General features: G+C 44.9%; 17 protein-coding genes and 1 pseudogene. 7 read left to right on the plus strand and 11 right to left on the minus strand.

From position 1 onward, the window contains the following. Positions 1-39: 39 nt before the first annotated feature. From NIES1031_RS20585 to gloA, 6 genes are all read right to left on the minus strand, one after another. Positions 40-1,068, minus strand: coding sequence for an NAD-dependent epimerase/dehydratase family protein (locus NIES1031_RS20585; protein ID WP_073551333.1), 1,029 nt, complete (start codon positions 1,066-1,068; stop codon positions 40-42). 11 nt (positions 1,069-1,079) lie between these two features. Further along, on the minus strand, positions 1,080-2,297 hold the full coding sequence (gene lhgO, locus NIES1031_RS20590; RefSeq protein WP_073551334.1) for an L-2-hydroxyglutarate oxidase: 1,218 nt from the start codon (positions 2,295-2,297) through the stop codon (positions 1,080-1,082). 52 nt (positions 2,298-2,349) lie between these two features. Next, positions 2,350-3,123 carry a glucose-1-phosphate cytidylyltransferase gene (rfbF, locus tag NIES1031_RS20595; RefSeq protein WP_073551335.1) on the minus strand — a complete coding sequence of 258 codons (774 nt, stop codon included), beginning with the start codon at positions 3,121-3,123 and terminating at the stop codon, positions 2,350-2,352. Positions 3,124-3,475: 352 nt separating this feature from the next. Next, complete coding sequence (gene clpB, locus NIES1031_RS20605; protein ID WP_073551337.1) at positions 3,476-6,136, minus strand: ATP-dependent chaperone ClpB; 2,661 nt, start codon at positions 6,134-6,136, stop codon at positions 3,476-3,478. A 44-nt stretch (positions 6,137-6,180) separates the two neighbouring features. Beyond that, positions 6,181-7,752 (minus strand): iron uptake porin, encoded by a 1,572-nt coding sequence (locus NIES1031_RS20610; protein ID WP_073551338.1) that lies wholly within the window; start codon positions 7,750-7,752, stop codon positions 6,181-6,183. Between the two features lie 9 nt (positions 7,753-7,761). Beyond that, positions 7,762-8,196, minus strand: coding sequence for a lactoylglutathione lyase (gene gloA, locus NIES1031_RS20615; protein ID WP_073551372.1), 435 nt, complete (start codon positions 8,194-8,196; stop codon positions 7,762-7,764). Positions 8,197-8,464: 268 nt separating this feature from the next. Between gloA and eno the strand changes: the two genes are divergently transcribed. Continuing rightward, on the plus strand, positions 8,465-9,754 hold the full coding sequence (gene eno, locus NIES1031_RS20620; protein WP_073551339.1) for a phosphopyruvate hydratase: 1,290 nt from the start codon (positions 8,465-8,467) through the stop codon (positions 9,752-9,754). A gap of 85 nt (positions 9,755-9,839) precedes the next feature. Here the strand turns inward: eno and argC are convergent, their stop codons facing one another. After that, a complete protein-coding gene (gene argC, locus NIES1031_RS20625) occupies positions 9,840-10,898 on the minus strand; it encodes an N-acetyl-gamma-glutamyl-phosphate reductase (RefSeq protein WP_073551340.1) in 1,059 nt (352 codons plus the stop codon). A gap of 266 nt (positions 10,899-11,164) precedes the next feature. Here argC and ribBA point away from each other — a divergent pair, with 266 nt between their 5' ends. Further along, on the plus strand, positions 11,165-12,868 hold the full coding sequence (ribBA, locus tag NIES1031_RS20630; protein WP_073551341.1) for a bifunctional 3,4-dihydroxy-2-butanone-4-phosphate synthase/GTP cyclohydrolase II: 1,704 nt from the start codon (positions 11,165-11,167) through the stop codon (positions 12,866-12,868). A gap of 33 nt (positions 12,869-12,901) precedes the next feature. Here ribBA and NIES1031_RS20635 read toward each other — a convergent pair whose 3' ends face one another. The 3 genes from NIES1031_RS20635 to NIES1031_RS20645 form a co-directional block, all read right to left on the minus strand. Continuing rightward, entirely contained in the window at positions 12,902-13,771 is an 870-nt protein-coding gene (locus NIES1031_RS20635; protein WP_073551342.1) for an aldo/keto reductase, read from the minus strand. Positions 13,772-13,968: 197 nt separating this feature from the next. Beyond that, entirely contained in the window at positions 13,969-14,445 is a 477-nt protein-coding gene (locus NIES1031_RS20640; RefSeq protein ID WP_073551343.1) for a GNAT family N-acetyltransferase, read from the minus strand. Between the two features lie 9 nt (positions 14,446-14,454). After that, the gene (locus tag NIES1031_RS20645) at positions 14,455-15,237 is read right to left on the minus strand and encodes an ABC transporter permease (RefSeq protein ID WP_073551373.1); all 783 of its coding nucleotides are present in this window, start codon (positions 15,235-15,237) and stop codon (positions 14,455-14,457) included. Between the two features lie 95 nt (positions 15,238-15,332). Here NIES1031_RS20645 and NIES1031_RS20650 point away from each other — a divergent pair, with 95 nt between their 5' ends. Next, the gene (locus NIES1031_RS20650) at positions 15,333-15,524 is read left to right on the plus strand and encodes a hypothetical protein (RefSeq protein ID WP_073551344.1); all 192 of its coding nucleotides are present in this window, start codon (positions 15,333-15,335) and stop codon (positions 15,522-15,524) included. An 8-nt stretch (positions 15,525-15,532) separates the two neighbouring features. Beyond that, positions 15,533-15,808, plus strand: a complete 276-nt coding sequence (locus NIES1031_RS20655) for a hypothetical protein (RefSeq protein ID WP_073551345.1) — start codon at positions 15,533-15,535, stop codon at positions 15,806-15,808. A gap of 10 nt (positions 15,809-15,818) precedes the next feature. Here the strand turns inward: NIES1031_RS20655 and NIES1031_RS20660 are convergent. After that, a pseudogene (locus tag NIES1031_RS20660) lies at positions 15,819-16,418 on the minus strand (Uma2 family endonuclease). A 230-nt stretch (positions 16,419-16,648) separates the two neighbouring features. Between NIES1031_RS20660 and NIES1031_RS24550 the strand changes: the two are divergent. The 3 genes from NIES1031_RS24550 (at position 16,649) to NIES1031_RS25180 (ending at position 17,764) form a co-directional block, all read left to right on the plus strand. Then, positions 16,649-16,822, plus strand: a complete 174-nt coding sequence (locus tag NIES1031_RS24550) for a hypothetical protein (RefSeq protein ID WP_178378207.1) — start codon at positions 16,649-16,651, stop codon at positions 16,820-16,822. Positions 16,823-16,935: 113 nt separating this feature from the next. Then, positions 16,936-17,304: an ABC transporter substrate-binding protein gene (locus NIES1031_RS25175; protein ID WP_218596897.1), complete on the plus strand. Its 369-nt coding sequence runs from the start codon at positions 16,936-16,938 to the stop codon at positions 17,302-17,304. Next, the gene (locus NIES1031_RS25180) at positions 17,282-17,764 is read left to right on the plus strand and encodes a TroA family protein (protein WP_218596898.1); all 483 of its coding nucleotides are present in this window, start codon (positions 17,282-17,284) and stop codon (positions 17,762-17,764) included. The genes NIES1031_RS25175 and NIES1031_RS25180 overlap by 23 nt, the downstream gene beginning before the upstream one ends. The last annotated feature ends 54 nt before the right edge of the window (positions 17,765-17,818 follow it).

Raw genomic sequence — 17,818 nt, forward strand, 5'->3', positions numbered from 1 at the left:
CAATAATGTATGCGCCTTTGAGTGAGGTTTCGATAAATTTCATGCTTTTCTCCAATAGAAATCTTTGTCTATTTGTTGCGTGCGCATTAAATATTCCAATTGTTTTAAGCGAGTGAAACCTCGGAATAAAAAGGTTTCTTCTGACATATCAATTTGAGTAAACAAGTTATATAGTTGCCTTGCACCACGCACGGCATCCCATTCGCATTTGAATCCTGGTAAGAGTGTGTTAATTTTCTCGAAGGAAACACGGTAGCTACGGTTGTCGGCACCATTGTCCCCAAAACTCACTTGGCAATTGGGGAACACCTCTGCAATAATCTCTGCAATCTCTTTGACACGGTAATTATGTGCGGTATCCCCAACATTAAAAATTTGGTTATGCACGATGTCGCGCGGTGCTTCTAGCGCACAGATAATTGCCTGACAAATATCAAGTGCATGGACTAGAGGACGCCAAGGAGTGCCATCACTTGTCATTTTGATTTCGTTCGTTGTCCACGCTAGCCCCGCGAGGTTATTCAATACGATGTCAAAACGCATTCTGGGCGAAGCACCAAACGCGGTCGCATTGCGCATAAAGGTGGGCGAAAAATTATCGTCTGCAAGTGCTTGCACGTCCCGCTCAACGAGCGTTTTGCACTCGGCATAGGCAGTTTGGGGATTGACGGGTGATTCTTCGGTGACATCAACGCCTGTGGCGACGCCGTACACGCTGCATGACGACATATACACAAAGCGCCGCACTCCTGCCGCTTTGGCTAGTTCGGCTAAACGTACTGAACCTTTGTGGTTAATTTCGTAGGTAATATGCGGTGCGAGTTGTCCAGTAGGGTCGTTTGACAACTCTGCCATATGTACTATGGCTTCCACACCTTGTAAGTCTTCAATTGTTATTTGGCGAATGTCTTTGTTAAGCGTTTTTGCAGTGAGGTCAGTGCCATTGTATAGCCAACCAGCTTTGTAGAATCCAGTATCTACGGCAATAACTTCATGTCCAGCTTCCATTAGCATAGGAGCCAATAGCGAGCCAAGATACCCCTCAGTACCAGTAACGAGTATTTTCATTATCAGAAATCCTAAACTTGAACTAATGTCGATTCGAGATGTGATTGTTGGGGAATCGCTAAGGCAATTGCCTTGCCAATTTCCAAAGAAGACGTTGCCGCCGGAGACGGTGCATTACATACGTGCAGTGCGCGATCGCCAGGCACAATCAAAAAGTCATCAACTAACTTGCCATCCGCTTGCAGTGCTTGCGCGCGTACGCCTGCGTGTGTGGGAACAACATCATCTGCTGTCACCTCCGGTATCAACTGCTGCAAACTTTGCACAAACGCTGCTTTCGACACCGAACGAATCATCTCTTTGATGCCTTCATCGGCGTGTTTTGCCGCTAACTTCCAAAATCCCCGATACGTCAATACCTCAGTCAAATCGCGCACATTGATATCCGTTTTGTGATATCCTTCACGCTTGAGACTTAAGACAGCATTCGGTCCAGCATGGACGCTACCATCAATCATCCGCGTGAAATGTACGCCCAAAAATGGAAAGTTGGGATTTGGTACCGGATAAATCAAGTGTTTGACCAAATACCGTTTTTCGGGGGTGAGTTCGTAGTATTCGCCGCGAAATGGCACAATACGAGCTTGCGGATCGGTTTTTCCTATACGGGCGATGCGATCGCTAAACAGTCCCGCACAGTTAATCACAAAGTGTGTTGCAATCGTACCTTTGTTCGTTGTCAGTACGGTAAAGTCACTGCGCGTCTCGATGTTGGTAACTTTTGTCCCTAGTTGCAGTTCACCACCTTGCGCGGTGACAAGTTCAACGTATTTTTGCGCGACTTGCCGATAGTTGACAATCCCTGTTGTGAACACGCGAATTCCGGCTGTGCACTGTACGTGCGGTTCAATCTCACGCACTTGTTCACTTGTAAGTTTTTCAAGCTGTAAGCCGTTTTCAATTCCGCGTTGATAGAGATTTTCGAGTCGTGGTAGTTCTTCAGCTTGCGTCGCGACGATCACTTTACCGCAGACTTCGTGTGCAATACCATGTTCGCGGCAGAATTCTACCATCGAACGGCTGCCGTCGCGGCAGAATTTTGCTTTGAAACTGCCTGGCTTGTAATAGATTCCTGAGTGAATCACGCCACTATTGTTTCCGGTTTGGTGGCTGGCGATCGTGGCTTCTTTCTCGATGACAACAATTTGAGCGTTAGGATAACGCTTGCCAATCGCTTTTGCTGTTGCTAATCCAACGATTCCACCACCAATGATTGCAAAGTCGTACATGAAGCTTAGTGTATTGTGTTGAATGGTTTGAATTCGTGAACGTGGCTGCGGACTACCACACTTTCCAAGGTGCAGAGCCTTTTTTCCACAAGTCTTCTAGATAATTCTTGTCGCGCAGTGTATCCATTGGTTGCCAGAAGCCATCGTGCTTGTATGCTGATAGCTGTTCGAGATGCGCAAGTTTTTCGAGCGGTTCTTGTTCCCACACCGTGCTGTCATCAGCAATGTAGTCGATTACTTCGGGTTCGAGGACAAAGTAGCCGCCGTTGATCCACGCGCCGTCACCACCTGGTTTTTCTTTGAACGATGTAATTAGGGTTTGTTCTTCGGCTAGACAAATTGCGCCGAATCTTCCTGGTGGTTGCACTGCTGTGAGTGTTGCTTGCGTTTTTTGTTGACGGTGAAATTCGATGAGTTTGGTAATGTTGACGTTGCTGACACCATCACCATACGTGAAGCAGAATGTACTATTACCAACATGTTCTTTGACGCGCTTCAATCTTCCGCCGGTCATTGTCGCTTCGCCAGTGTCAACTAATGTCACGCGCCACGGTTCGGCATACCCGCAGTGGACGTTCATTTGATTGAATCGCATATCAAATGTCACGTCGGACATGTGCAGAAAGTAGTTCGCGAAATATTCTTTAATGACATATCCTTTGTATCCGCAGCAAATGATGAAATCGTTTATCCCGTGCGCTGCATAGATTTTCATGATGTGCCACAGGATTGGCTTGCCCCCAACCTCCACCATTGGCTTTGGTTTGATTGTTGTCTCTTCACTGATCCTTGTCCCCAATCCCCCTGCTAGTATTACCGCTTTCATAGGTTTTCCTATAGTTTTTTATGACAGCTAGGCGTAATTCATAAAGTTAACTTTCTACGTACCTATACTAATGCGGAGGTTATGGATGAAACCGTAAAGAATGCGTGAACAATGAGCGTTTTCTCTAAAAATTTGGTGAAAATGTCAAGTATTAAAACTAGCAATGTCTCAAAAAATCTGCGTTGTATGGCTCTATTCAATAGAGTTAGGACATTATCGAAGCTCCTAGTGATTTCCCTGAATAGAGTTTCATACCATTTCTCCTCTGCACCTCTGCCATATTGCTGAAATGTGCAAAAAAAAATAGGCTGTGGTTTTCCCCCAAGCCTATCAAGGATAAATGCTGAATGAATCAATTTCCGCGAGTTGCTTCGGTTAGTACTGAGCGATCGCTCTGAGCTTTTCCTTGTGAATTAAAAGTCAGACTACCATCGTGATAGTCAACTAGAATTGTTTCTCCTTCATCAAACGCATTTTCTAATAATTTAGTCGCAAGTGGATTTTCAAGTTCGCGCTGGATGGCACGTTTTAAAGGACGCGCACCGTACACTGGATCGTAACCAACGTCAACTAAATGCGCTTCAGCCGCTGGAGTTAACTCTAAGCCAAGTTTTTGTTCGGCTAAAAGTCTTTGAACGCGCTTGAGTTGAATGCGAATAATTTGTCCGAGTTCGCTGCGATTGAGCGTATGGAACAGAATAATGTCATCAACGCGATTGAGAAACTCTGGACGAAAGTGCGATCGCAACGCATCCATAACGCGTTTGTGCATAATTGCGTACTTACTATCGTCACCGGACACATCTAGAATATGTTCGCTACCGATGTTACTCGTCATCACAATCACGGTGTTGCGAAAATCGACTAATCGTCCTTGCGAATCGGTAATCCGCCCATCATCAAGAACTTGCAACAAGATATTGAAAACGTCTGGGTGAGCTTTTTCAACTTCATCAAATAGCACAACCGAATAAGGACGACGACGAATCGCTTCTGAAAGTTGTCCCCCCTCTTCGTATCCAACGTATCCTGGAGGCGCGCCGACTAAGCGCGAAACCGAATGCTTTTCCATGTACTCAGACATATCCAAGCGTACTAAAGCATCGTCCGAATCAAAGAGAAACTCAGCTAAAGTACGAGCTAACTCGGTTTTTCCTACCCCTGTAGGTCCCATAAATAAGAACGAACCAATCGGACGACCAGGGTCTTTCATTCCAGCGCGTGCGCGGCGGATTGCCGCTGATACCGCTGATACGGCTTCGGATTGCCCAATGACGCGTTCGTGTAAATGACTTTCGAGTTGCAAAAGTTTTTGCCGTTCGGATGCTAAGAGACGGTTAACTGGAATTCCCGTCCACTTGGCGACAATTTCTGCAATATCAGCTTCGGTAACTTCTTCGCGCAACAGTGTCGAACCACGCGCTTGCAAATCGATCAGCATCGTCTCTTTCGCTTCGCGATCGCGGCGGACTCCTTCGAGTTTTCCATACTTTAGCTGCGCCGCTTTATTCAAATCGTACGCGCGTTCAGCTTGTTCGATTTGAACTTGTAGTGCATTTTCTTCTTTCTTTAAAGCGCTAATCGCATCAAGGAGTTGTTTTTCACCTTGCCATTGCGCGTTGAGTTCTTGCTGTTTTGTTTTGAGTGCAGCAATTTCTTGCTCAATGCGTTCTAAACGTTCGCGATTTTTTGCCGCGCGTTGGTCTTCACCTGCAACTGACAACTTTTCCATTTCTAGCTGCATCAACCGTCGATCGATTGCTTCAACTTCTGATGGCTTTGAGGTAATTTCCATTTTCAATTGCGCCGCTGCTTCATCGACTAAATCGATGGCTTTATCGGGTAAGAAGCGATCGCTGATATAACGATTGGAAAGTGTCGCCGCTGCAACGAGGGCTGAATCGGTGATTTTAACGCTGTGATGCACCTCGTAGCGTTGCTTGAGTCCCCGCAAAATTGAGATCGTTGTTTCTACTGAGGGTTGATCGACAAAAACTTGTTGAAAACGGCGTTCTAAAGCCGCGTCTTTTTCAATATATTTACGGTACTCGTCTAAAGTTGTTGCGCCAATACAACGCAGTTCGCCGCGTGCGAGCATGGGTTTAAGTAAATTTCCTGCATCCATCGCGCCTTGTGTCGTTCCACCCGTACCAACAACGGTGTGCAATTCGTCGATGAATAAGACAATTTGACCGTTGGAGTCGGTGACTTCGCGCAATACAGAACGCAAGCGGTCTTCAAATTCACCACGATATTTAGCACCTGCAATCAAGCTACCTATGTCTAAGGCAATTAATTGACGGTCTTTCAACGATTCGGGAACATCGCCGTTGATAATCCGTTGGGCTAAACCTTCGGCGATCGCGGTTTTACCGACACCAGGTTCGCCAATTAACACAGGGTTATTCTTACTACGACGCGATAATACTTGAATCACCCGCCGAATTTCGTCATCGCGTCCAATCACGGGGTCAAGTTTACCAGCTTTTGCCTGTTCGGTGAGGTCGCGTCCATATTTGGTTAAAGCTTCATAACGGGCTTCAGGAGTGGGATCGGTAACTTTCTGACTGCCTCGGACTGCTTTGATTGCCGCTTCTAATTTTGCTTTATCTAAGTTCAAACCTCGAAACAAACGGCGACCGATTCGTTCATCCTCGGCAAAGGCTAGCAGAAAATGTTCAACCGAAATCAGGCTGTCTTCCATTGTCACTCTAGCCGCCTCAGCGCGGTCGAGCATGACATCGAGGGCGCGACCGAGATACAGTTGGTCAGCTTTTCCCAAAAACTTAGGTTGGCGTTTTGTAAAAGCTTCGAGTTGTTGAAGAACTTGTGAAGCTTCGACACCGGATCGATTGAGAAACCTATGTGCTATCCCTTTTTGGTCTTCCAATAGGGCGATCATCAGATGTTCGACTTCCATCTGTTGTTGTTGGAAGCGACGTGTGACATCTTGCGATTGAACGATGGCTTCCCAAGCTTTATCAGTGAACTTACTAGGATCGGTAGGCTGCATTTTGACGATTTACGATTTGGGCGTGGAAATTGGATTTAATTAAATTAAAAAGAAAATACTGTGCGCAGAGTACCTTGCCAAATGGTGCCGCTGGAACGGTCGTTATTTGCGTATTTCACGAGTTGCAGGGCAGGAGTAACACTAATATTTTCGCTTAGAGTCAAATTGTAGAATGCTTCGACGTTTGTTTGAGTAGCATTACCTAGATCGCTTTCGATAAAAGGTTGACCAAATGCAATTCCAGCAATTGTTCCAGGAATCGCTAAATTGCGTACAGTTAAACCAACTGCCCACGCGCTAGGGTTGAGGTCAAGTTCTTGCGCAACAGCAGTGTTGAAGCCTTGATAGCTGCCAAAGCCGAAGCGTCCATAAACCGCAGCATTGCGATTGAAAGCATACTCAGCGTTGATCCCCGCAGCTTGAATATCGGTGTTGTTAATCACAGCGTTAGTATATTGCAGTCGTACGGCTAAGTTAGCGCTAGAAGAATATTCCATTTCCACACTGCCTTGATAGCGATCGCTAAACAATCCTCCTTGAGTAAGGGTTGTTGAATTAGGTTGATGACTATCCGCCGCGATATAAAGCGATCGCACCGTGAACGCACCGCCATTGATATTCCACGCCATCGCTGCCCCTGCGCCACCTTCGCGGTCAATCTGATTTTGGATAATCAACGGATTATTAATCAAAAAGCTCGAGCTAAAATCAACAGCAGGATTATTTGCGGAGCGATTGCGGTCAATAAAATCACTCGGAGACATTTTTGCTCCTAGTGTAACTGCTAAGTCGGTACTCGGACGAAACGTGTAATAAAGTCGCCGCAACCGCAGATTATTAATCTCCGCGTACTCTAAGCCACCACCATCTGCGAGTAAACCACTTGTTCCCAAAAGATTTTGTTCGCGGTTGTGCGCGACAGAGATCGCATCTTGTCCGCGATTACCCGCTTCGAGTTGTGTCAGCAGCATATCGCGACTTGCAAAACTTGTTAATAAATTCAGTCGCTGTCGAGCAACTACCGTGGCATTTGCATCTGTACCATCGGTAAAACCCAGAATGACTTCACCATTAAGCTTTGTCGTGGTGGAAAACTGGCTAGACTCTAAGAGGTTTGTGCGACTCTGAATCGTGTCAAGCCGAGTGTGCGTTTCTTGTAATACCGAATTGTATTCTCTTTGCAACCGTTGTAGGGTTATCAAATCTTCTTGACTTACTTGCACCGCTTCGCTGGCGATGAGTGTATTGACTTGATTGAGAACTTGATTGAGCGCTGCCGCAAATTCATAACGTGAAAGTGGGCGATCACCGCGAAAAGTGCGATCGCTCAACCCAACCACAACACCATAACGCGAAGCTAGCGAAAGCGTCGCTTGCACTTCCCAATCGCTTGGTGCTATTTCATCAGCTAACTCGCTCACAGCAGGAATGCGTGTCATCGAGGCTTCTCTTGGATTTGCCCTTTCAGGTGAAATCTCTTGACAATTAGCAACCGCACATCGGATTTTTGTCTGTACCAGCGGCACAGAGTTGGCACTAACTGGTACAGTTTGGCTCAACACTACCCAACTTGTTATTCCAGTTAACCAGTACCAAGCAGTCCAGCACTTTGACATCGTGAAGTACTACTGAGATACTAACTGTGGTTGTTCTGCCTTTTGTTCGGTAGTTCCTTGAGTACCCAGTTGAATCAGTTCGACTTTATACCCGTTGGGATCTTCTGCAAAAGCAATCACTGTCGAGCCATGTTTCATCGGTCCTGGTTCGCGGACAACTTTACCACCACGGGCTTTGATTTCCTCGCAAGTGCCATAAATATCATCAACACCAATGGCAATATGACCATAAGCATCACCTAAGTCATACTTATCCGTACCCCAGTTATATGTCAGTTCCAAGACGGTATGATCTAACTCATCGCCGTACCCGACAAATGCTAACGTAAACTCGCCGCCAGGATAATCTTTTTTCCGCAGCAGTTTCATGCCTAAAATATCACAGTAGAATTTCAACGATTCTTCCAAGTTACCAACGCGTAACATTGTGTGTAGTAATCTCATGACAAACTCCTGATGTCCTTTTTTCATTGTAAAGAGCGCAGCAAGCACGTCTAGAGGAGTGATGCAACGAGTGCGGCGTAAGCTAGGAGGATAGAACTTATGACAAGAGTCCAATCGCTCAACCCGAAAAAGTGATCTAAACCCCTATCCTAACTATCAAACTTGACCGTAGCATCAATAAATTGACAAAGTTGGTAATTGGTCATTGGTGATTGAAATCTTGGAGCCATTACCCATTACCCATAATTAACTTGAGGTGCCAGAGAGGATGATTAACACGTTAGAAACTGCAATCGAAAATATTACTGCCCGCGAAATTCTTGATTCGCGGGGACGTCCGACAATAGAAGCTGAAGTTCGCTTGATCAGTGGTGTTGTTGGAATTGCGCAAGTTCCTAGTGGCGCTTCAACGGGAACTTTTGAAGCTCATGAACTACGCGATGATAATAAAAGTCGCTATGGCGGTAAAGGGGTACTGAAAGCTGTTGAAAATGTGAAGGAGAAAATTACCCCAGAGTTAATGGATTTGGATGCCTTGAACCAAGAAGTTATTGATCGCACGATGATCTCCTTGGATGGATCGCCAAACAAAGCAAATCTCGGTGCGAATGCGATTCTAGCAGTGTCGCTTGCAACTGCTAAAGCAGGTGCTGAGTCTTTGGGATTGCCGTTGTATCGTTATTTAGGAGGTCCTTTAGCTAATTTACTGCCCGTTCCCCTAATGAACGTGATTAACGGTGGTGCGCACGCAGCTAATAACGTCGATTTTCAAGAATTTATGATTGTGCCAGTTGGTGCGCCTTCTTTTCGGGAAGCTTTGCGCTGGGGTGCTGAAGTGTTTGCGACATTGAGCAAAGTTTTAGACGATAAGGGTTTACTCACAGGTGTCGGTGATGAAGGGGGCTTTGCACCTAACTTAGAGTCGAATCAGGTAGCGCTGGAATTATTGGTAGCGGCGATTGAAAAAGCAGGTTACAAACCTGGCGAAGAAGTTGCTTTAGCGCTTGATGTGGCTGCAAGTGAGTTCTACAAAGATGGTCAATACGTTTACGATGGCGCAGTTCACACACCGACGGAGTTAGTTGATTATCTTGCTGAATTAGCCGCGCAATACCCGATTGTATCAATTGAAGATGGCTTACATGAAGACGATTGGCAACATTGGCAATTGTTGACACAGAAAATAGGCGCTCTTATTCAGTTAGTTGGAGATGACTTATTTGTGACGAATCCTACGCGCTTACAAAAAGGCATCGAACAAAAAGCTGGTAACGCGATTTTGATTAAACTTAATCAAATTGGTTCGCTGACTGAAACTTTGGAAACAATCGACTTAGCGACGCGTAATGGCTTGCGATCAGTGATTAGTCATCGTTCGGGAGAAACTGAGGATACGACGATCGCCGATTTAGCTGTCGCTACCCGCGCTGGTCAAATTAAAACAGGTTCGCTTTGTCGCAGCGAACGGGTGGCAAAATATAACCGACTGCTCCGCATTGAAGATGAACTTGGCGATCGCGCCGTTTATGCAGGTGCAGTGGGTATGGGACCGAAATAGGAGCAGGGGAGCAGGGGAGACAAAAAGCAGGGGAAAAATCATATGATGTTCTCTTAGCCTCTCACCCCTCACCTCTCACCCTTCTTTAAGGATAAAATGCTAGTCTTGGTAATCCTAGCGTTTCTTCCCAGCCCATCATGATATTTAAGCACTGAATTGCTTGACCTGCTTGACCTTTAATTAAGTTGTCAATCGCGGACATGACGATCGCTCTACCTGTGCGTTGATCAACTTCGATGCCGATGTAGCATAAATTGCTGCCACACGCCCATTTCGTTTGTGGATATACGCCGCTATCGCAGATCGTGACCCAAGGACAATTACGATAAAAGGCTTTGAAAATTGTAATCAAGTCGTCGCGGACTAATCCAGGGTCGCGTAACGTTGCGTACACTGTTGCCAAAATGCCGCGTACCATCGGAATCAAATGCGGGGTAAACTGTACCATCACTTCATGACCAGCTAAATCGCTGCAAATTTGCTCGATTTCTGGAATATGGCGGTGGCGCGCGACACCGTAGGCTGCCAAAGAATTATCGGCTTCAGCAAGTAATAACCCTGTTTTTGCTTGACGTCCGCCGCCCGAAGTCCCCGATTTTGCGTCAATAATCGCCGTTTCAGGAACAATTAACCCTTGCTTGAGTAGAGGAGCAAGTGCTAGTAAACTTGCGGTAGGATAGCAGCCAGGACAGCCGATGAGTTGGCTATCAGCAATGCGATCACGGTACAGTTCGGGTAAGCCATACACTGCCTTCGCTGCAATTTGGCGATCGCTGCGTTCAGTTCCATACCAATTTTTATAAGTTTCTAAATCAAAAAAGCGATAATCGGCACTCAAATCGAGTACCATTAATCCTTTTTCTATTAAAGTGGGTGTAATTTGACAGGCAAGACCGTTTGGCAGCGATAGAAATACTACTTGACAACGAGTCGCAATTGTGCTAACTTCTACTGGCTCGATGGCGAGGTCAACCTGATGCGCTAAATGCGGGTAAAGGTCGGCAAAGGTTTTGCCCGCACTACTCTCGCCGCCCAAGTACGCTAGTTCCACTTTGGGATGATCCTGTAAAAGTCGTACTAGCTGCACCCCGCCATAGCCTGAAGCGCCGACAATTCCGACGGAAACGCGCCCCATATCGCCCATGATGCAAAATTCCTATACACTTACAAATGGGTAAAAACTGATAAGCTTTCGCTGCATTGTAGTACTAAAACAGAAGTTTGGGCGCATCAATTTTGGCAGATTTTGGAAAAGGAGCGAGTGGCTGTTGATGAGTGGCTAGTTGTGAGTGTTGAATTTTGAATTAAAAGACTTTTTTTTGATAACTTAAAACTCACAACTCATAACTCCAATTGGAGCTACAATCAATTTAAGAGCTTCCTTTAAAAAAGTTTACGGTTTACTTATCTGTGCAGCAGCCTAAAACCACCTCTCATCCGTTTCAGTTTGACTCAATCGAAGCCGCGTTAGCAGACCTCAAAGCTGGTCGTTGTCTCGTGGTGGTGGATGACGAAAGCCGCGAAAATGAGGGTGACTTAATCTGTGCTGCGCAATTTGCTACGCCAAGTACAATTAATTTTATGGCGGTGGAAGCGCGGGGGTTGATTTGTCTAGCAATGATGGGCGATCGCCTAGATGAATTAGATTTGCCCTTAATGGTTAGCACCATCCCTATCCCAGAAAGTCACAATACTCCCTTTACCAACCAAACCGCGTTTACGATTAGTATTGATGCTGCGCCACACTTGGGTGTGAGTACAGGCATTTCCGCTGAAGACCGCGCCCGTACAATTCAAGTAGCGATTAATCCTGCAACACGTCCTGAAGATTTACGCCGTCCTGGTCATATTTTCCCGATTCGCGCGCGCGAAGGTGGTGTATTAAAACGCGCGGGTCATACCGAAGCTGCGGTAGATTTAGCACGTTTAGCTGGCCTTTACCCAGCAGGAGTTATCTGCGAAATTCAAAATAATGATGGTTCAATGGCGCGCTTACCACAGTTGATCGAATATGCCAAGCGTCACGATTTAAAAATTATCAGTATTGCGGACCTCATCAGTTACCGCCTGAAGCACGATCGCCTGGTACGTCGTGAAACGGTGACGCAATTACCTACTCAATTTGGACATTTCCAAATCTACGGCTATCGCCACACTCTCGATAACTCTGAACACGTTGCGATTGTCAAAGGCGATCCTGCAACTTTTGCTGACCAACCTGTAATGGTGCGCATGCACTCGGAATGCCTAACAGGCGATGCTTTGGGTTCGCTGCGGTGTGATTGTCGGATGCAACTGCAAGCGGCATTGAAAATGATCGAAAACGCGGGGAGTGGTGTTGTTGTTTACCTACGACAGGAAGGACGAGGAATTGGACTGATTAACAAGTTAAAAGCTTACTCGTTGCAAGATCTAGGCTTGGATACGGTGGAAGCAAACGAACGCTTGGGCTTTCCTGCGGATTTGCGCAACTACGGTATGGGCGCACAAATGTTGATGGATTTGGGGATTCATCAAATTCGCTTGATTACCAATAATCCACGTAAAATTGCTGGATTGAAGGGCTATGGTTTGGAAGTCGTTGATCGCGTCCCGTTACTGATTGAAGCGACAGACTACAACTCAAACTACCTAGCAACCAAAGCGCAAAAGCTAGGTCATATGTTGTTGCAAACGTATCTTGTGACAGTTGCGATTCACTGGCGCGATGAACTCAACTCAGTGACAGAACGTTATGAGCGATTAGAGAAAGTCCGTCACATCGTCAAAACGCATAACTTGTTGCTACAAGAAGAAGCAAGACCTGTTGCGATCGCACTTTTTGGCAAACCTTCGCTGACGGTTCATTTGGGATTAGACCAAGCACACCTTGCTGCACCAGATTGGTATCGCGATGGTAGTCATCCTTACGTCGAAGCGATCGCGCGGATTCTAGATAATTTAATTACTTTACCTTACATTCGCCAACTCGAATTTTTAGTTTCTTCCGGTAGCGATCCTTTAGCTAACTTGCAAGTGCAGCTAGATCGACAGAAGTTAAGCGCAGATCAATTACCTTCTAGCGTATGTCATGAATTGGAAACGCAGAAAATCTATAGTTTTGGAGAACTGTAGGCGAGGAAAAGGGAATTCCCCTTTCCATGTTTTTTAAGCCGAAGCTTGGTCTACTTGCCGAATTTCAGGTTCTGATAAAGTTACATCCAGCGACACAACTGAGTCTTTAATACTGGCAACCTTACTTGCGCCAGGAATAGGGACAACGCACGGCGACTTGGCACGCAGCCAGGCGAGAACAATTGCGTAGACTGAAAAACCTTTTTCTTTGGCGAGATTGGCGATCGCCGGAATATCTTCTAAACGGCTAACGCGCCGACTTCCACCTAAAGGACTCCAAGGTAAAAACGTCAAACCTTCGTTTGCACAGTATTCTAAAACCCCATCAAATTCCGGCTGACGATGCCAAGGATTGTATTGATTTTGAACGGAGACAATCTCGACAACATCTCGCGCTTGCTTGATTTGGTCTACTGAAAAGTTAGAAACACCAACAAAGCGGATTAAACCGGATTCTACAGCTTCTTTGGCGGGTGTGAGTGCTTCCTCAATAGTGTAATTAGGATCAGGTGCATGATATTGCCAAACATCAATTGGTTTATCGCCACCCAACGCCTCAAAACTGACTCGAATAGTTTCACGCAAGTGATCTGGATTGCCATTACGTGTCCAATTGCCCTTAGGACGCATCAAGCCACCCTTCGTCGCAACTGTTACCTGACTTGTATCGCCTTCATACTGCTGTAACGCTTTCGCAATTAATCGCTCGTTATGGTGCTTATCCGACTCATCCTTACAATAAGAATCTGCCGTATCAATCAGCGTCACGCCCAAATCCAAAGCGCGATGAATGACCTCAATCGATTGCGACTCTGGAGGTCTACTACTCAAAGACATTGGCATTCCCCCCAAACCGATCGCGCTGATTGTCACATCAGTATTTCCGAGTTGTGTTGTTTGCATCGGTAATCTCCTAACATAACATAATGGGCGATGATTCTCTTCTGGCATCAATATCTCTATCGTAAGGGCTTGGCAATGCTAAACACTCTGCGATCATGCCGATACTGCCACGCCGATCATCATGCCAACTTGATCGTAAGGGCTTGGCTAGTGCCAAGCCCCTGCTATGACGTGGGTACTACCAGATCACGGTAGGATCATCTCAACTCGATCAACATCTCCACCGTACTAACCCGAAAACCGCACGCGCTAAATAACCGCCGTCCTGCTTCGTTAGCCGCCGCAGTATCCAACCGAATTTGCTGAACTCCAAGACGTTGAAAATGCTCAATTGCCAACAGCACCATTTGCTTTGCAACTCCAGCATGACGATATTGTGGTTCTACCCATAAATCGTGAATAAAACCAAATTCGCGTAGTCGATAAATTGGGATTTCTCGCTCTACAGTACCAATTAAAAACGCTCCTAATTGCTTTGTTTGCGGATCTTCAGCCACTAAAAAAACGCTTTTGTCATTTTTAGCCTGCGCGATTAACCATTGCTCATAACGCTGTTGCGGTTTAGGTAAGAAGCCATATTTCGCACTGTCCCAAGTTTCGTGCAAAGCGCAGATTGATGCAACCATGGGTAGAACTGCGGAGACATCAGTAACTTCAGCAGGACGAATTTGCATATGATTTATTTAGCTAGAAGCACTTGTGTAAAAACGCAGCGCAAAATTCCAGAAAATTCTAGCAATATATAACAAAGATAACGCGAGTCCACCTGCACCGATAACCCAGCCTAACTCAACGCGCCCTAACATCGCTTCGGCGGGAACTGTTGTTAAAAACGTGACGGGAACAACGAATGTAAAGAAAAAGCGGTAAGCAACAGGATACGCGACAATGGGGAATCTTCCCGCTTCTAGCAAGCCTCTGAGAACTTCTGTAACGTTGTAGATTTTGACAAACCAAATACTTGTCGCGCCCAGCATAAACCACAGGCTGTAGAGGCTAGCAAGTCCAAATAGCAAAGGAATGGCACTGAGTAGGTAGTCTTGTGGCGTTAAACTCAATCTTCCGCCTGCGTAACCGATGAGAATACCGCCAAAGATGATATCTGGTAATCCCCACGGTGAAAGCGTGTGACTAGAAAGCCAAAATTGACTACTGATTGGTTTGAGTAAGATAAAGTCTAGTGTGCCTTGTTGTACGTGGTTAACGATGCTGTTGAGGTTAGGTGCTAAGAAGGTACTAGAAAATCCCTGTAATATCGTAAAGATCGCCAGGACAATTAGCGCTTCTTCCCACGCCCATCCTTGAAATGTGTAACCAGTTCGGTAGAATAAAAATAAACTAAATAAGCTACCTGCAAGATTTCCGAGGCTTGTGAGTGTCGCCAAGATGAAGTTAATTCGATACTCTAGTTCAGCGGCGATCGCTGCACCCCATAATAGCTGTAATACTGCTAAATAGCGTTTTATCACGAATCAAGTTTTTATAGTGTTTGTGGTTCATTTTCAATTGTGGCAGTTGTACAGTTAGCTGTATTGCCTAGTGTAAAATCGCACATAGGGAAGTGGAAGTTGATTTATTGATAGTGGAACCTACAGATGCACAATACTTAATCTTGAATGCTTTGGAAACTTTAGATTTGCTTCAATTTAGACTTTATAATGAAAATATAGGTATTTGGTTAATCATAACTGCTAGCTCTGTCTTACCAAGAGCTTATTTGCTGCCAAACGGCGATATTATCCCTGGTGAATAGATATCGGAATGATGAAACAAACTGAACAGCAACAAGACGCGAGACTAGCTGAAATTGTAGCATTAGGTCAACAGCGCTATTTGGATGCAGGCGGCGATCCTAGGTCTTGTACTAGTGGAATGCATGGTGATGATTATTTAACTAATGAAGAACGGCAAGAAGCTTTAATGTTAATGCAAAAACTTGCTAGTATTTATATTAAAAATGGATATGCGTATTGCCAAGGGCGATCGTGGAAGCTAGCTAACAATAGAGTAAACTGCGAAGACAATAAGAGTATTTGACAAATTTTGATTAGAGCGCGATCGCTTCAAGGGTGAATTGCAAATTGGGAAATAAATGAGATGCGATCAGATCTTTTAAGCGATATTGTCTTTGCTGGTATGCACCATCGATGAGTTGACAAGTAAAAGTTGGTTGTTTGGGCTTACCGATGAATTGCAAGCCACCTAAACCGCGAAAGTCTACAATCCAATACTCTGGTATCTCAAGCAAAGCATATTCTTCTACTTTTCGTGCGTAATCATCTTGCCAATTGGTACTAACAACTTCAGCGACAAGTTCAGTTGTCCTGCCATTACAAATAATCGGTTGTTTTTGCCAAAGAGGTTCGGTGCTAAGCTTTGCTTTGTCTAAAACAATGACATCTGGACACAACGCTGTTGCTGAAGCAGCAGGTGGCTTAATCAAACAAGTTTTGGGAATTAACCAATTTAAATTAGAACAAAGAATTTCCGCATAAATTCTACCAGCAATACTGCCTGCAACTTCTTCATGGGAACCTGTAGGTTCCACGTCACGTAGTTCTCCATCAATTAATTCGTAGCGCGGGTTATCTCCGTATGAGGCTCAAAATTCCTCAAAAGTTAGAAGTTTGGGTGGGGTGTAGGTCATAGCTGGTGAGGTTTGCGTAGCCTTATTTTAGCGAAGCTTACGTACTTAAAAAGAGTAATTTGCCCAAGCAATGTTTGAGTAATCGCGGTATATTATTGCTAATTTCTTCTATTAATTAGAAGTGTGGGGCAAGCAAGATGCCTACCCTGCTTACTTGGACAGCCGAGACGGCTATCCCACATTTAATTAAGTTGACTTACTGAACTAGCACTGTTGCTCATAACCTACCAATGACTCTCATTTTTCCGATGAATCAGTGGGGTGAACTAATTTATCGCTACCCCTGTACAAGTAACTTGGATGCATTTGAGACGTGCTACAAATTTCCTGAAGATCTAGGTCATGGGTTTATTCGGGAAATAGAACTCTCGTCGGAAATATGGTTGGTAATTGCCAATTATTGATATCGCGACGACGTAATGTTGAAAGCAGCGGTGCATAAGCACTTAGTGCAATTTATAGTTGACTCTGTTTCATGGGAAGTTTAACACTTTATCTGAGAAGCTGATAACGTCAGATGAAAAATTGGCTTAATCTTTATTTTAAGCTATTCTTACTATTAGCTTTTTCCTTTTTCTTGGTTACAGCTTGCCACAGTCAGATAACTCAAAAAGCAGATATTCCAAAGACACAGTTAGCAATTTCTAATTGTCGATTTGTTGTGCATCAATTAGGGAAAACCTGTGTTCCACTTCAACCCCAACGTATCATTGTTACGGATGAAATCATTTTAGATGCAGTCTTGGGGTTGGGCTTAAAACCTGTAGCAACAGCAGAACCAAATATTGCAGGTCGTCGAGGACGACATTTAGCAGGTAAGGTAGATAGCGTAGCGTCTTTAGGAACGCGTAGCCAAATTAATATTGAGCAGAACCCAACAAGCTGAAGATGCCCTTGCACAGTATCAACAACGAGTAAAACAATTACGAAAAGCCATAAAAGAAAAACCTGAAAAGATAGAGATTTCTGTGAGCCGTTTTTATAAGGGTGAATTTTTACCACAGTTTGATACAATTTTCTCATTTTCGGGAGGTATCTTACAGGAAGTGGGTTTTTCTGCACCACCTCATCAAGTTGAACTGGCGATCACTCCAGATACAGCCTATGTCCTTATTAGTTTAGAACGATTAGATTTACTAGATGCAGATGTTTTATTTGTCATGCTTGATCCAGGCTCACAAGACAATTTCAATCAATATCAAAAAAGCCCACTGTGGCAAAAACTAAGCATTGTTCAATGCAATCGCGTTTATACCGTAGATTCAGGTTACTGGTACGCGGGAAATATCTTAGCTGCAAATGCCATTCTTGATGACTTGGAAAAATATCTCGTCAACACACCTTAAACTGATGTCTTCCTCCGCAGCAACACTCAAACGATCAAGTAGTGCAATAACTTG

Source organism: Chroogloeocystis siderophila 5.2 s.c.1 (genome assembly GCF_001904655.1).
Classification (GTDB): Bacteria; Cyanobacteriota; Cyanobacteriia; order Cyanobacteriales; family Chroococcidiopsidaceae; genus Chroogloeocystis; species Chroogloeocystis siderophila.

Coding starts and splice junctions, on each gene's coding strand:
- NIES1031_RS20585 (WP_073551333.1), bottom strand. CDS start 1,068: ATGAAAATACTCGTTACTGGTACTGAGGGGTATCTTGGCTCGCTATTG.
- lhgO (WP_073551334.1), bottom strand. CDS start 2,297: ATGTACGACTTTGCAATCATTGGTGGTGGAATCGTTGGATTAGCAACA.
- rfbF (WP_073551335.1), bottom strand. CDS start 3,123: ATGAAAGCGGTAATACTAGCAGGGGGATTGGGGACAAGGATCAGTGAA.
- clpB (WP_073551337.1), bottom strand. CDS start 6,136: ATGCAGCCTACCGATCCTAGTAAGTTCACTGATAAAGCTTGGGAAGCC.
- NIES1031_RS20610 (WP_073551338.1), bottom strand. CDS start 7,752: ATGTCAAAGTGCTGGACTGCTTGGTACTGGTTAACTGGAATAACAAGT.
- gloA (WP_073551372.1), bottom strand. CDS start 8,196: ATGAGATTACTACACACAATGTTACGCGTTGGTAACTTGGAAGAATCG.
- eno (WP_073551339.1), top strand. CDS start 8,465: ATGATTAACACGTTAGAAACTGCAATCGAAAATATTACTGCCCGCGAA.
- argC (WP_073551340.1), bottom strand. CDS start 10,898: ATGGGCGATATGGGGCGCGTTTCCGTCGGAATTGTCGGCGCTTCAGGC.
- NIES1031_RS20635 (WP_073551342.1), bottom strand. CDS start 13,771: ATGCAAACAACACAACTCGGAAATACTGATGTGACAATCAGCGCGATC.
- NIES1031_RS20640 (WP_073551343.1), bottom strand. CDS start 14,445: ATGCAAATTCGTCCTGCTGAAGTTACTGATGTCTCCGCAGTTCTACCC.
- NIES1031_RS20655 (WP_073551345.1), top strand. CDS start 15,533: ATGATGAAACAAACTGAACAGCAACAAGACGCGAGACTAGCTGAAATT.
- NIES1031_RS24550 (WP_178378207.1), top strand. CDS start 16,649: ATGACTCTCATTTTTCCGATGAATCAGTGGGGTGAACTAATTTATCGC.
- NIES1031_RS25175 (WP_218596897.1), top strand. CDS start 16,936: ATGAAAAATTGGCTTAATCTTTATTTTAAGCTATTCTTACTATTAGCT.